This window comes from Stenotrophomonas lacuserhaii, assembly GCF_039674585.1.
Taxonomy (GTDB): Bacteria; Pseudomonadota; Gammaproteobacteria; order Xanthomonadales; family Xanthomonadaceae; genus Stenotrophomonas; species Stenotrophomonas pennii_A.
Window position 1 is genome coordinate 22,388 of record NZ_JBDJNU010000041.1, and the last position, 13,831, is coordinate 36,218.

11 protein-coding genes are annotated in these 13,831 nt (G+C 68.1%); 6 read left to right on the top strand and 5 right to left on the bottom strand.

Annotated elements, in window-relative coordinates; translation table 11 throughout:
* Positions 1–122: 122 nt before the first annotated feature.
* The 3 genes from ABE522_RS14230 to rpoE all read right to left on the bottom strand — a co-directional run bounded on the left by ABE522_RS14230 (position 123) and on the right by rpoE (position 3,235).
* Positions 123–1,682 (bottom strand): DegQ family serine endoprotease, encoded by a 1,560-nt coding sequence (locus tag ABE522_RS14230; protein ID WP_346592250.1) that lies wholly within the window; start codon positions 1,680–1,682, stop codon positions 123–125.
* An 87-nt stretch (positions 1,683–1,769) separates the two neighbouring features.
* Positions 1,770–2,618 (bottom strand): sigma-E factor negative regulatory protein, encoded by an 849-nt coding sequence (locus tag ABE522_RS14235; protein ID WP_346592251.1) that lies wholly within the window; start codon positions 2,616–2,618, stop codon positions 1,770–1,772.
* Positions 2,615–3,235 (bottom strand): RNA polymerase sigma factor RpoE, encoded by a 621-nt coding sequence (gene rpoE / locus ABE522_RS14240; RefSeq protein ID WP_346592258.1) that lies wholly within the window; start codon positions 3,233–3,235, stop codon positions 2,615–2,617. Before rpoE ends, ABE522_RS14235 begins: the two co-directional genes overlap by 4 nt.
* Before the next feature lie 237 nt (positions 3,236–3,472).
* On the opposite strand from rpoE, the gene ABE522_RS14245 reads away from it, so the two are divergent.
* The gene (locus tag ABE522_RS14245) at positions 3,473–5,536 is read left to right on the top strand and encodes a 3-hydroxyacyl-CoA dehydrogenase NAD-binding domain-containing protein (RefSeq protein ID WP_346592252.1); all 2,064 of its coding nucleotides are present in this window, start codon (positions 3,473–3,475) and stop codon (positions 5,534–5,536) included.
* A gap of 240 nt (positions 5,537–5,776) precedes the next feature.
* Here the strand turns inward: ABE522_RS14245 and ABE522_RS14250 are convergent, their stop codons facing one another.
* Together ABE522_RS14250 and ABE522_RS14255 are read right to left on the bottom strand one after the other, a co-directional pair.
* On the bottom strand, positions 5,777–5,959 hold the full coding sequence (locus ABE522_RS14250; protein ID WP_042615275.1) for a 30S ribosomal protein THX: 183 nt from the start codon (positions 5,957–5,959) through the stop codon (positions 5,777–5,779).
* Between the two features lie 111 nt (positions 5,960–6,070).
* Positions 6,071–6,484, bottom strand: coding sequence for a MerC domain-containing protein (locus ABE522_RS14255; RefSeq protein ID WP_346592253.1), 414 nt, complete (start codon positions 6,482–6,484; stop codon positions 6,071–6,073).
* Positions 6,485–6,637: 153 nt separating this feature from the next.
* On the opposite strand from ABE522_RS14255, the gene ABE522_RS14260 reads away from it, so the two are divergent.
* The 5 genes from ABE522_RS14260 (at position 6,638) to ABE522_RS14280 (ending at position 13,677) form a co-directional block, all read left to right on the top strand.
* Positions 6,638–8,821, top strand: coding sequence for a TonB-dependent receptor (locus tag ABE522_RS14260; protein WP_346592254.1), 2,184 nt, complete (start codon positions 6,638–6,640; stop codon positions 8,819–8,821).
* 90 nt (positions 8,822–8,911) lie between these two features.
* The gene (locus tag ABE522_RS14265) at positions 8,912–10,129 is read left to right on the top strand and encodes an MFS transporter (RefSeq protein ID WP_346592255.1); all 1,218 of its coding nucleotides are present in this window, start codon (positions 8,912–8,914) and stop codon (positions 10,127–10,129) included.
* 100 nt (positions 10,130–10,229) lie between these two features.
* Complete coding sequence (locus ABE522_RS14270; protein ID WP_346592256.1) at positions 10,230–10,796, top strand: TetR/AcrR family transcriptional regulator; 567 nt, start codon at positions 10,230–10,232, stop codon at positions 10,794–10,796.
* Positions 10,793–12,475: an MFS transporter gene (locus tag ABE522_RS14275; RefSeq protein ID WP_346592259.1), complete on the top strand. Its 1,683-nt coding sequence runs from the start codon at positions 10,793–10,795 to the stop codon at positions 12,473–12,475. The genes ABE522_RS14270 and ABE522_RS14275 overlap by 4 nt, the downstream gene beginning before the upstream one ends.
* Before the next feature lie 8 nt (positions 12,476–12,483).
* Positions 12,484–13,677, top strand: a complete 1,194-nt coding sequence (locus ABE522_RS14280; RefSeq protein ID WP_346592257.1) for an HlyD family secretion protein — start codon at positions 12,484–12,486, stop codon at positions 13,675–13,677.
* Positions 13,678–13,831: the final 154 nt, after the last annotated feature.

Genomic DNA, 13,831 nt, shown 5'->3' on the forward strand with positions numbered 1-13,831 from the left:
TGGCCCGGCGCTACCCTGGTAGTGACGGCCGCTGGCCGTCAGCTTCCCGCCTCGGTGGGTGACGACCGTTGGTCGTCACGCCGCTGCGCTCGCCGGGCATGGCCCGGCGCTACCTTTCCCGCTCAGCTGCCGGTCTTCACGGCCACGAAGGCGCTGTTGCCGCCACTGCGGACCAGCAGCATCACCACGTCACCCTTTTTATAGCCGGTCAGTGCCCGGTTCAGGGCCTCCACGCTGCCCACCGCCGTACGGCCGACCTGCAGGATCACCATCCCCGGCGACAGCCGTGCGTCGCGGGCGGCCTGGCCGTTGACGCGGGTCACCCGCACGCCCTCGCCCGCTTCCAGCCCCAGCTGCTTGCGCTGCGGGGTGGTCAAGTCGGCCACTTCCAGGCCCAGCAGCGCGTTGGCACCTGTCTGCGGCGCCGCGTCGTCGTTGGCCGCGGCCGGACGGTTTGCAGCCGCCTGCGCGTCTTCGGCCAGTTCGGTCAGGGTGGCGCTGAGCTCACGCTCCTTCCCATCGCGGACCAGGCCGATGCTCACTTTGCTGCCCGGCGGCAGGGCGCCGATCAACGGCGGCAGGTCACTGAAGGAGTTCACCGGACTGCCGTTCACCGAGCGGATCACGTCACCGACCTGCACCCCGGCCTTGGCCGCCGCGCTGCCCGCGACAATCTCATTCACCAGTGCGCCACGGCTGTCCTTCAGGCCCAGCGCCTGGGCGTTCAACGAATCGATCTGCTGCACCACCGCGCCGAGCTGGCCACGGCTGACCCGGCCGGTCTTCTTGATCTGCTCCACTGCGCCCATCGCCAGATCGATCGGGATCGCGAAGCTGATGCCCATGTAGCCGCCCGAAGCGGAGAAAATCTGCGAATTGATGCCGACCACTTCGCCACGGGTGTTCAACAGCGGGCCACCCGAGTTGCCCTGGTTGATCGCCACGTCGGTCTGGATGAAGGGAACATAGCGCTGGTCGGCGCCGCCGGTGCTGCGGCCCGTGGCACTGACCACGCCGGCGGTGACCGAATGGTCCAGCCCGAACGGCGAGCCGATCGCGACCACCCACTGACCCGGCTTCAAGGTGCGCGAATCACCGACGCGCACGGTCGGCAGGCCGCTGCCTTCGATCTTCAAAAGGGCTACGTCGTATTGCTGGTCGCTGCCGACCACCTTGGCGATGAATTCCCGGTTGTCGCCCAGCTTCACCTTCACTTCGGACGCATCGGCCACCACGTGGTGGTTGGTCAACACGTAGCCGTCGGCGGAAATGATGAAGCCCGAGCCCATGCCGCGGCCCTTGATGCTGGGGCCGCCGTCCGGGTCGCCACCGGGGCCGCCCGGACCGGGCATGCCGAATTCCGGACCAAAGAAGCGGCGGAAGATTTCCGGGATTTCATCCTGGCCCGGCCCCATGCCACCGCCGCGTGCCTGGCGGTTGCCGCCGCGCACGATGGTGGTTTCAATGTTGACCACGCCCGGCCCGACCTGGTCGACCAGGTTGGTGAAGTCCGGCAGGCCCGATACCAGCGGCTGGGCCGGCGCACGCGGCGCGGCGGCCGCGGACTGCGCCGTGGCGGCCTGCGGGGCCGGCGACGGTGACTGCGCGCAGGCGGCCAGCGGCAGGGTCATCGCCAGCAGGCCCAGGGCCTGGGTACGGAACGAACGGGTAAGCGGGATCATCGGAATACAACCTCCGGACAGGTCATCGGACAGCAGAAAGGGGAAGCGTTGCCCGCCATCCAGCGGGCAGGCGCAGGCCACGCGCGGTCAGTCGCGCGGGCCCTGGACCGGCGGCGCGTCCTGCAACCGCGGTTCAAAGGGATAGAAGGCGCCCGGCGTGTTGCCGGGGACACTGGCATTCAGTGCAGCCCCGGCGGCCGGACCCACGCTGGAGCGCGGCCATGGCCGGGCCTGCAGCGCCCCCACGTTGCCGAACGTCAGCTCGTGCCGGGCGGCCGTGGACAGCGGGGTCGACAGCACCGGCTGGGCTGCGGCGAGCGCACGCTGCGGCTCGTCATCACGCTGCGCGACGCGGGCCATCTGCTGGCTGCGCGTGGCACTGGCGCGGCGGACGCTGGCGTCCTGCCGACGCGCCGCAGCGGCCACCGCGGCCGCCGGGACACTGGCCACCAGCGCGGCGCCGGACGGCGATGCAGCAGGCTCCTGCACCGGCGCGGACGCCGGCAGTGCAAGCTCGGCCTGGCTGGCGATCACCTGCACCGGCAGGTCTGCCGGCGGTGCGCCCTCATCCAGCGATTGGCGCCCCATGAAGAAGGCCACCGCGGCCACCGAGGCGGCCAGCGCGGCACCGCCGCTCCAGCGACGCCAGCCGGTGCGCAGCTCGCGCCGCGGCTCGGCCCGGGGAACGGGTTCCTGCGCCACCGCCGCCGAAACGCGCGCGGCGAAATCCAGCGGCGCCGGCGCCACGGCCTTGCCGCGCATCACCTCGCCCAGCAGCGCCCAGCGCTCCTGGCAGGCCTGCAGCTCGGGATCATGCTGCAGGCGGCGCAGCAGGAAACGGGCCTCGTCGGAGGCCAGTTCACCATCGACCAGCGCAGACAACTGCTGGCGGTTATGCAGGTCGATCTTGTCTTCGGGTTGGTCGTACTTGCTCATGGGCGGCTCTTCTCACGGGTGGCGCTGCCGGTGTCCAGCAGCGGCCGGAGTTCAGTGTCGATCGCCTCGCGGGCACGGAAGATCCGCGAGCGCACGGTGCCGATCGGGCACCCCATCTTCTGCGCGATCTCCTCGTAACTCAGGCCTTCCACCTCGCGCAGGGAAATGGCCAGGCGCAGCTCCTCCGGCAGCGCGGCGACGGCCTTCATCACCGTGGTTTCCAGCTCCTGGCGCATCAGCTGGCGTTCCGGCGTATCGGTATCGCGCAGGCGCGTTCCCGAATCGAACTGTTCGGCATCGCCGATTTCGATGTCATCGGTCGGCGGGCGACGATTGCTTGCAGCAAGGTGGTTCTTGGCGGTATTCACGGCAATCCTGTGCAACCAGGTCGAAAATTGGGCGTCGCCGCGGAAACTGTTGATCGCGCGGTAGGCGCGGATGAACGTGTCCTGGGCGACGTCCTGGCACTCACTCCAGTCGGCGATGTAGCGTCCGACGAGCGACACGACCCGATGCTGGTGCTTGCGCACAAGGACATCGAATGCCGCGCTTTCGCCGCGCTGCACGCGCCGGACCAGTTCCAGGTCCAGCTCCTGTGGTGTTTCAACCTCGGCCATTGGGGACCGAACTCCTGTCAGCCCAACCGACGTCAGGCAATGAGACTGCCAATCCCGGGAAAAGTTCAGCGCCATCTGACCGGGCACCGCACCAGCTTTTAACCAACGTTCCGTTAACGTAGCGGTCCATGCCATGAACCACCGTCAGCACTCCCCCCCAGCTATTGGGATTTGACGGAAGGGAAACAACCTCTGGATCATAGCCGCCTTCTCCATACACAACCGGATGGAACGTCCATGCTCTCAGGCTTCGATGGGCTTCGCCTCGCGCACTGGCACCCGGAGATCCGCGACGACGGTGTCGTGGTGCTCAATCTCGACCGCCAGGACGCCAACGTCAATGCGATGTCCCAGGATGTCCTGCTGGAACTGGGCGACCTGATCGAGCGCATCGCCATCGATCCCCCCAAGGGCGTGGTGATCCAGTCGGCCAAACAGGCGGGTTTCATCGCTGGCGCGGACCTGAAGGAGTTCCAGGCGTTCGACCGCCGCGGCACCGTCAATGACGCCATCCGCCGCGGCCAGGTGACCTACCAGAAGCTGGCCGAGCTGCCCTGCCCGACCGTAGCGGCGATCCATGGCCACTGCCTGGGCGGCGGCACCGAACTGGCACTCGCCTGCCGCTACCGTGTCGCCTCCAACGACAGCAGCACCCGTATCGGCCTGCCTGAAACCCAGCTGGGCATCTTCCCGGGCTGGGGCGGCAGTGCGCGCCTGCCGCAGCTGGTCGGCGCCCCGGCGGCGATGGACATGATGCTGACCGGTCGCACGCTGTCGGGGTCGGCGGCGCACACTATCGGCCTGGTGGACAAGGTGGTGGCCCCGGCCCTGCTGCTGGACACGGCCGTGGCACTGGCGCTGAAAGGCACCGTTCGCCCGTTCAAGCAGCGCGCTACCGCCTGGGCGACCAATACCTGGCCGGCGCGCAAACTGCTGGCCCCGCAGATGGCCAAGCAGGTCGCGCGCAAGGCCCGCAGGGAGCACTACCCTGCCCCGTACGCGCTGATCAGCACCTGGGAACGCAGTGGCGGCAAGCCGGTGCAGGCGCGCCTGGATGCCGAACGCCGCGCGGTGGTGAAGCTGGCCAGCACGCCCACGGCGCGCAACCTGATCCGCATCTTCTTCCTGACCGAACGCCTGAAGGCGCTCGGCAGTGGCGACCACGGCATCCATCACGTGCACGTGGTCGGCGCCGGCGTGATGGGCGGCGATATTGCCGCGTGGTCGGCCTACAAAGGCTTCAACGTGACCCTGCAGGACCGCGAGCAGCGCTTCATCGACCCGGCCATGCAGCGCGCGCAGACCCTGTTCGAGAAGAAAGTCCGTGACGAGAGCAAGCGGCCGGCGGTGGCCGCGCGCCTGCAGGCCGACCTGGCCGGTGCGGGTGCCGCGCAGGCGGACCTGGTGATCGAGGCGATCATCGAGAATCCGCAGGCCAAGCGTGACCTGTACCAGACGCTGGAGCCGAAAATGAAGGCCGATGCGCTGCTGACTACCAACACTTCGTCGATCCCGCTGGTCGAACTGCGTGACCACATCCAGCGCCCGGCGCAGTTCGCCGGCCTGCATTACTTCAATCCGGTCGCGCAGATGCCGCTGGTGGAAATCATCCACCACGACGGCATGGCACCGGAGACCGAGCGCCGCCTGGCGGCCTTCTGCAAGGCGCTGGGCAAGTTCCCGGTGCCGGTCGCCGGCACGCCCGGCTTCCTGGTCAACCGCGTGCTGTTCCCGTACATGCTGGAGGCGGCGACCGCCTATGCAGAAGGCATCCCGGGTCCGGTGATCGACAAGGCCGCGGTCAAATTCGGCATGCCGATGGGGCCGATCGAACTGCTGGATACGGTTGGACTGGACGTAGCGGCCGGCGTGGGCGAAGAGCTCGCTCCGTTCCTCGGCCTGCAGATTCCGGCGGCGCTGCAGACCGTCGAACAGGGCAAGCGCGGCAAGAAGGACGGCCAGGGCATCTACGCCTGGGAAAACGGCCGTGCGAAGAAGCCGGAAGTACCCAAGGGCTACCAGGCGCCGGGTGATCTGGAAGACCGGCTGATCCTGCCACTGCTCAACGAAGCCGTGGCGTGCCTGCACGATGGCGTGGTGGCCGATGCGGACCTGCTGGATGCGGGCGTGATTTTCGGGACCGGGTTCGCGCCGTTCCGTGGGGGTCCGGTGCAGTACATCCGGGCGACCGGTGCCGATGCGCTGGTGGAGCGGCTGAAGGTGCTGCAGCAGCGGCATGGCGATCGGTTCTCGCCGCGGCCGGGCTGGGATAATCCGGTGCTGCGCGAAGCAGTGGTGTGACCGCGTCGCGGCGTGTTTTTTGCTTATGCGTCGCGGCGGGCAGCGCGAGGTACTGCCCGGGACACGCCGCAAGTACGTCCTTGTAGGCTCGATCGCCGCATCCATGCGGCTCACGGTCCCGGCCAGCACCTCGCGCCGCCCTCTGAAAGTGAGTCGGCGCGGCACCGGCGGGAAGGGAAAAAGGCATAAAAAAACGCGGCGCTGGGCGCCGCGTTTTTTCGTGTTCTGCCGGTCAGCGGATCAGCTGGCCTTGGCGACGGCCTTCTTGGCAACGGCCTTCTTTGCCGGGGCCTTGGCCACGGTCTTCTTGGCGACCGGAGCGGCGGCGCCGACGGCGGCCTTGCTCACGGTGTGCGAACGGGCGTTGCCGTAGCTGGCGTTGTAGCGCTTGCCCTTGGCGGTCTTGCGGTCACCCTTACCCATGTCTTGAACTCCTGGCTATGTTGATTCTGATTACCCCGTGCTGGCACGGGTTTGGCGGGGCCGTCTTGCTGGACGCCCCCGCGCACGATCGGAAAGCCTACCACGACGGCCTCAGTGCGCGCAGCTGGCGTCGTGTACGTGGCCGTGATTCAGGCGCAGATTCACCAGGTGGGCCACACCCACCAGCAGCCCGCCGAGGGTCATCACCACCGCGTGCGGAACCGGGTCGTGGTGCAGCGGGTCGTACAGCACGCCCGCCCACAACGCGACCAGGCCGGGGATCAGGAAGGCCAGCGCACGCAGGGCACCGTGCCGCCGATAACCCCAGACCAGGCTGAACAACCCCAGCAGGGTCACGAACACCACCAGCGCCTGTTCCACGCCATCGCCCAGCCACACCGACAGGCCCAGCGAGGGTGCGGCAGCCAACACCACGGGGATGACCGCGCAGTGCACCGCGCACAGCAGCGAACCGGTGGCGCCGAAGCGATCAAGCAGACGGCGGAGGCGTGGGATCAGGGGCATGACTTCCAGCAGGGTCGGCGAAGCGTTATGGAATAATATAACATCCCTCCTGTACCCGCACGGCCTGTTTCGCCCAGCGACTCTCTCCCGCTGTCCGCCATGGGATTCGTGCGCCCCCTTGTTGATACGTTATAACAATTCATTGGAAGCCCCATGACTGCTCTGCGTACCCGGCCCCGCCCGCACACTCTCGCCCTGGCCCTTGCTGCTGCCCTGCTGCCCGCGATGGCGATGGCCGCCGACGCCCCGGCCGGCCGACACCTGACCGAACTGTCCGAAGTCAAGGTCACCGCCTCACCGCTGCAGGGCGATGCCGAATCGCTGGCGCGACCGGTCGAGGTGCTCGCCGGCGAACGCCTGGACGAAGCCAAGGCCGGCACCCTGGGCGACACCGTGGCCAAGCTGCCCGGCGTGCAGAGCTCGTACTTCGGTCCCGGCGTGGGCCGGCCGATCATCCGCGGACAGGAAGGCCCGCGCGTGGCCGTGCTGTCCAACGGCGTCGGCAACATGGATGCCTCCACCGTCAGTGCCGACCACGCCACCAGCATCGAACCGTTCCTGGCCGACCAGATCGAAGTCCTGAAGGGCCCGGCCACCCTGCTGTTCGGCAGTGGCGCGATCGGTGGTGCAGTCAATGTGGTGGATGGACGCATTGCCAGCGAGATCCCGGACCGCCCGCTGAGCGGTCGCGCCGAGGTGCGCGGCAACAGTGTCAACGACGAACGCAGCGGCATGTTCCGGCTGGACGGCGTCAACGGCAACTGGGTGCTGCACGTGGACGGCCTGGTGCGCAACGGCGATGACTACCGCATTCCCGGCTACGCGGTGGTCGATGCGCTGGAAGAACATGACCACGCGCACGACGACGGCGATGCCGATGAGCCACGCCGCGGCACGCTGGACAACAGTTCCATCCGCACCCGTGCCGGCGGCGTCGGTGCCACGTGGCTCGGCGATGGTGGCTTCTTCGGCCTGTCGGCCAGCACCTATCGCACCAACTACGGCATCCCCAACGGCGCGCACGTGCACGCCGACGGCGATGACCACGACCATGATCACGACCATGGCGCAGAGGAAGAAGAAGGCGACGAGCACGACGTGCGCATCGACATGGTGCAGAACCGCTTCGACTTCAAAGGCGGCATCTACAACCCGACCTCGTTCCTGAAGAACGTCACCCTGCGCGCCGGTTACACCGACTACGAGCACACCGAACTGGAAGCCGGCACCCCGGCGACCCGCTTCACCAACCAGGGCATCGAAGGCCGGTTGGAAGCGGTGCAGAACGAGATCGCCGGCTGGAACGGTGCCTTCGGCCTGCAGTTCGGCAACAGCGATTTCGGCGCCAGGGGCGAAGAGGCTTTCGTGCCGGATACCACGACCGAGAACCTCGGCGTGTTCGTGCTGCAGGAAAAGCAGTTCGGCCCGTTCAAGCTGGAACTGGGCGCGCGCCATGACCAGGTCAAGCTGGACCCGACCGCCGACTACCAGCGCCGCAAGTTCGACGCCACCAACCTGTCCGCTGCCGGCATCTGGACGTTGAACGATGCCGTGGACCTGCGCTTCGGCGTGGACAGTTCCGAGCGTGCACCGACCAATGAAGAGCTGTACGCCGCCGGTGCGCACATCGCCACGCGTTCGATCGAACTGGGCGATGCGCAGCTGAAGACCGAGCGCGGCCAGCGCATCGAACTGGGCATCCACACGCACAGCGATCGCCTGGACTTCTCCGCGTCGGTGTACCAGACCAGGTTCAAGGACTTCATCTACCTGGCCGACACCGGCGTGGTGGAAGACCTGCCGGTGCGCCTGTGGGCGCAGCAGGATGCCACCTTCAAGGGCGCCGAAGCGGAGGCCCTGGTGCATCTGTTCGAAGGCAATGCCGGTGACTGGGACCTGCGCGTGTTCGGCGACTACGTCAAGGCCGAACTGGATGGCAGTGGCAGCCGCAGCGTGGACATCGCCGTGCCGCATGGCGACCACAACCACAACTACACCGTGGACCTGGCCAACGGAGGCTACCTGCCGCGCATTTCGCCGGCACGCGTGGGCGCCGACCTGCGCTGGGCCAAGGACGGCTGGCGCGCATCGGTCGGTGCGGTGCGTTACAGCAGCCAGAAGGACACCGCGCAGAACGAGGAACCGACCGATGGCTACACGCTGGTGGATGCGCACTTCGCGTATCGCTGGGACCGCAGCGACAGCAACAGCTACGAAGTGTTCGTGGACGGCAGCAACCTGACCAACCGCGAAGTGCGTCCGCACACCTCGCTGCTGCGCGACTACGCGCCGCTGCCGGGCCGTGGCGTGGCGTTCGGCATCCGCGCGTACTTCTGACCGGCTGACCCGCTGGCCTGCGCCCGCTGTCGGTGGGTGACGACCGTTGGTCGTCACCGCACTGGCTGATCCCGGCATATAGTGCCGACCATGACCACCGAACCCGCCGCGCGTCTTCCCTGGGGCATCCTGCTGGCGGCCTCGGGCATCCTGATGATCACCATGGCGGCACGCCAGACCACGGGCCTGTTCGTCGATCCCATCCACCGCGATACCGGCGTCAGCATCGTCGACATCAGTTTCGCACTGGCCATCGGTCAACTGGTCTGGGGCGCGGTGCAACCGCTGTTCGGTGCACTGGCAGACCAGCGCGGGCCGCTGCCGGTGCTGATCGGCGGTGGCGTCCTGCTGGCCGCCGGATTGGCCCTGGCGCCCTTGCTTCCCGGCGGATGGGGGCTCGGCCTCAGCCTCGGCCTGATGATGGCGGCCGGTGCAGGTGCCGGCAGTTTTTCCGTGCTGATCGGTGCCACCGCGCATCGCCTGCCGGCCGAGCGCCGTTCGTTCGCGGCCGGCCTGATCAATGCCGGAGGCTCGCTCGGCCAGTTCCTCTTCGCGCCGATCCTGCAGGTGGTGATCAGCGCCGCCGGCTGGGCGCGGGCGATGCTGCTGATGGCCGTGGTGTCCCTGCTGACCCTGCCGATGGCCTGGCCACTGCGCCGCCGTGCCGGCGACCACGCGCATGCCACGGGCCCCACCGATGGCGGGCTGCGTGCACAGTTCCGCCTGGCCCTGCGTGAGCCGGGTTATTGGTACCTGCACCTGGGCTTCTTTACCTGCGGGCTGCATATCGCCTTCCTGGTCACCCATCTCCCGGGTGAGATCGCCCTGTGTGGGCTGTCGCCCACCGTGTCGTCCACCTCGATCGCGCTGATCGGCCTGTTCAACGTGGCCGGCAGCCTGCTGATGGGCTACCTGGGCCAGCGCTACCGGATGAAGCTGTTGCTGGTGGCGCTGTATGCCAGCCGCGCGCTGATGATCGGGCTGTACCTCGTTGCCCCACCGACCGCGTTGACCTTCTATGTGTTCGCCGCTGCGCTGGGCTTCACCTGGCTGGCGACCGTGCCGCCCACCGCCGGCCTGGTCGGCAAGCTGTTCGGGCCGCGCTACCTGGGCACGCTGTTCGGGCTGACCCTGCTGTCGCACCAGATCGGCGGTTTCTTCGGCGCCTGGCTGGGCGGGGTGGTACTGGCCAATACGGGCAATTACATGGTGATGTGGTACCTGGACATCGCGCTGGCGCTGATCGCTGCCGTCGCACATTTTCCGATACGCGAGCAGGCGCCGCGGACGATTGCTGCCACCACCTGAGACTCACCGGGTCATCACGAAGCACACCGCGCACTGACGCGCCGTCCGGCACCGCCGTGCCCGTACTGGCAATGTGGACATTTTTGTCCGAAACTGGCGCATGACTTCCCTGCGTGCTGACGCGGCCGCCCGCCGCGCCCTCATCCTCGATGCCGCCGACCACGTGTTCGGCAACCATGGGGTGACCGCCCCGCTGGACCTGGTGGTGGAACGCGCACAGGTCGGACGGGCGACGCTGTACCGCAACTTCCCGGATCGCGGCGCACTGATCGAAGCGCTGCTGCAGCGGACCGTCGACCGTATCGCACGCCAGGTAGCCGAACTGGAAGGGCGCGACGATGCGCTGTTCGAGCTGCTGGACGGCATGGCCCGCCGCATCATCGATTCACCCGCGCTGGCCGATTACTGGCGCGCGGTGCATCCGGACGACCCGACCGTGCGCGGTGCGCGCGAACGCGTGCGTAGCCTGATGGAGGCACCGATCCAGCGCGCGATCGCCGCGGGTCTGTGCCGGCCGGACCTGACCTCCACGGATATTTCACTGATCTCGGGCATGCTGGGTGCGGCCCTGCGCGGCAAGAACCGCGAAGAGCGCAGCGCGCTGGCAGGCCGTGCGCTGCAGCTGCTGCGCGCGGGCCTGCAGGGAACCGGTGCAACGGAGGCCTGATGTCGCAGTACCTCAAGCCCATCCCGGACTGGGAGGAACACGAGAAGCCCACCCTCCCGGGCTCGGCGTCGATGCCGTGGCATCCGCCGCACCGGCGTGCCGCCTATGCGCTGGTGTCGGTGCTGGTCGCCATCACCGGCGGCCTCGGCACTGCGCTGGTCACCGCCAACCTGCCTTTCCTGCAGGGCCAGTTGGGCCTGAGCCCCGTGCAGGGCACCTGGCTGGTCGCCTCCTACGTGATGGTCAACGTGACGGCCAACCTGCTTGCCTTCAAGTTCCGCCAGCAATATGGCATCCGCCTGTTCGCCGAAATCGGCCTCGGGCTGTACGCGGCGCTGGCCCTGCTGCACCTGGCGGTCGGCAGTTTCGAAACCACCGTGCTGCTGCGCGCGGCCAGCGGTTTCGCCGGCGCGGCGTGCTCGACGCTGGGCACGCTGTACATGCTGCAGTCGTTGCCACGCCGCTATACCGGCAATCTGTTGGTGATCGGGGTGGGGCTGTCACAGCTGGCGGTGCCGCTGGCCTGGGTGGTTTCGCCCAGCCTGGTGGGTACCGGCCAATGGCACCTGCTGTACTTCTTCGAAGCCGGACTGGCGCTGTGCGCGTTCGCTGCCGTGGTGCTGCTGAAGCTGCCACCGGGCGTGCAGATCAAGGCCTTCGAGCCGATGGACTTCCTTACCTTTGCGCTGCTGGCGCCCGCCGTCGGCCTGCTGGTGGTGGTACTGGCGCAGGGGTACGTGCGCTGGTGGACCGACACGCCCTGGCTGGGCTGGGCGTTGATTGCCTCGATCACGCTGGCCACGGCGGCCTTCGTGATTGAACATTATCGGCGCAATCCGCTGCTGCAGGTGCGCTGGCTGGCCAGCCTGCCGGTGCTGCACTTCATCGTCGGCGCGTTCCTGCTGCGCTTTCTCACTACCGAACAGTCCTATGGCGTGGTCGGGCTGATGCGCACGCTCGGCATGGGGCCGGACCAGATGCGGCCGCTGTTCGCGGTGATCCTGGCCGGGGTGGTCACCGGCATCGCCGCCAGTTCGCTGACCTTCGGCCCGAAGCGGCTGATCCCGCAGGTGCTGATGGCGATCCTGCTGCTGGGCAGCGCCGCCCTGCTCGACCAGCACCGCACCAGCCAGGACCGCCCGCATGATTTCTTCGTCAGCCAGTTCCTGGCTTCGGTCGGCTCGGGCATGTTCATGGGTCCGCTGATCATGCTCGGCATCACCGCCGTGCTGAAGCAGGGCGTGGACCACATGATCACCTTCCTGGTCACCCTGTCGATCACCCAGACGCTGGGGGGGCTGGCCGGTTCGGCGGTGCTCGGTACGGTGCAGCTGCATCGCGAACAGCTGTATTCCACCGCGCTGGTCAGCCAGCTTGACCCGGCCGATCCGGTGGTCGCGCAGCGGCTGCGCCTGCAGCAGCAACTCTACAGCGCGCAGATCACCGACCCGGTGCAGCGCAGCGCGCAGGGCACCGCGCAGCTGGCGCAGATCGCGCGCCGCGAAGCCAACGTGCGTGGCTTCAATGATGTGTTCACGCTCAGCGGCTGGCTGGCGCTGGGCTTCCTGGGCTGGCTGCTGTCATTGCAGCTGTGGATCGCCGCGATGAAGCAATGGCGCAGGCGTCGCCCCTCCCCTTCCTCCTCCGCGGCGCCCGATGCGGCTGCCGCACCGCGTTGAGCAACCCCATGTCCCAGCAACCACCCCGCGATGACGACGCCCCGGAAAACGTGAACCCGGCGCCTCCCACCGATGCCGCACCGGCCCCTGCCCCGCCGCCGCCGGCCGCCACCCCGGCGACGCCTACGGGCGCGCCGAAGTACCTCAAGCCCAGCAACCGGGCGGTGGTGATCATGGTGCTGGTCGCACTGGTGGGCATCGCGCTGATCCTGCGCGGCTGGCAGCTGTGGCCGTTCACCAGCGCCATCGCCAGCACCGACAACGCCTACGTCCGCGGGCAGGTCACCGTGCTGGCGCCGCAGGTCAATGGCTACGTCACCGATGTCCTGGTGAAAGATTTCCAGCACGTCAGACAGGGCGATGTGCTGCTGCGCATCGACGACCGTATCTACCGCCAGCGCGTCGCGCAGGCCGAAGCGGCCTTGGACAGCGCCAAGGCTGCATTGGCCAATTCGGACCAGTCGCAGGCGCAGAACCGCGCGCAGATCGCCTCGGCCAAGGCCACGCTGTCGGCCGGGCAGTCCGAACTGCAGCGCTCGCGGGCCGAACTTGCACGCTACGAGCAGCTGGCCGAACAGCGCCTGGTGGCGTTGAACGACCGCGACAAGTTCCGCACCAGCCAGGCCTCCGCGCAGGCCGGGGTGCAGCAGTCGCAGGCGCAGATCCAGATTGCCGAAGAAACACTGGTATCCACCCAGGTGGCGCGCAAGGGGCTGGAAGCGCAGGTGGAAAGTGCGCAGGCGGCACTGGAACTGGCCCGCATCGACCTGGCCAACACCACGGTGCACGCCCCGCGCGATGGCCAGGTCAGCGAAGCCAGCGCGCGCGTCGGCCAGTACGTGACCGCCGGTTCGCAGCTGTTGTTCCTGGTGCCGGATGCGCTGTGGGTGGTGGCCAACTTCAAGGAGGGCCAGACCTGGCGGATGCGCATCGGCCAGCCTGCGACCTTCGCGGTGGACGCGTTCCAGGGTGAGGTCCTGCGCGGCCACGTGGAGGAGATTGCCCCGGCGACCGGTTCGGAGTTCAGCGTGTTGCGGCCGGACAATGCCAGCGGCAATTTCACCAAAGTGGTGCAGCGCTTGCCGGTGCGGATTGCGATCGATGCCGATCAACCGCTGGCGGCGCGGCTGCGGCCCGGCATGTCGGTGGTGGCGAAGGTGGATACGTCGGTTGAGCCTGCTTCCGCACCGCGCGGGCGGTGAGTGGTCGAACGGGTGGGACCCCCTCGCGGGTGGCGTTTAGAGCTGCAGCCTTGGCCTGGGCCGGGCGGTGGGGCTGTGCGGGGGACGGCAAAAGCCGCATCCATGCGGGCCTCGTTTCGCGCCATCCATGGCGCTCAACGCCCCCGCCCAGCCC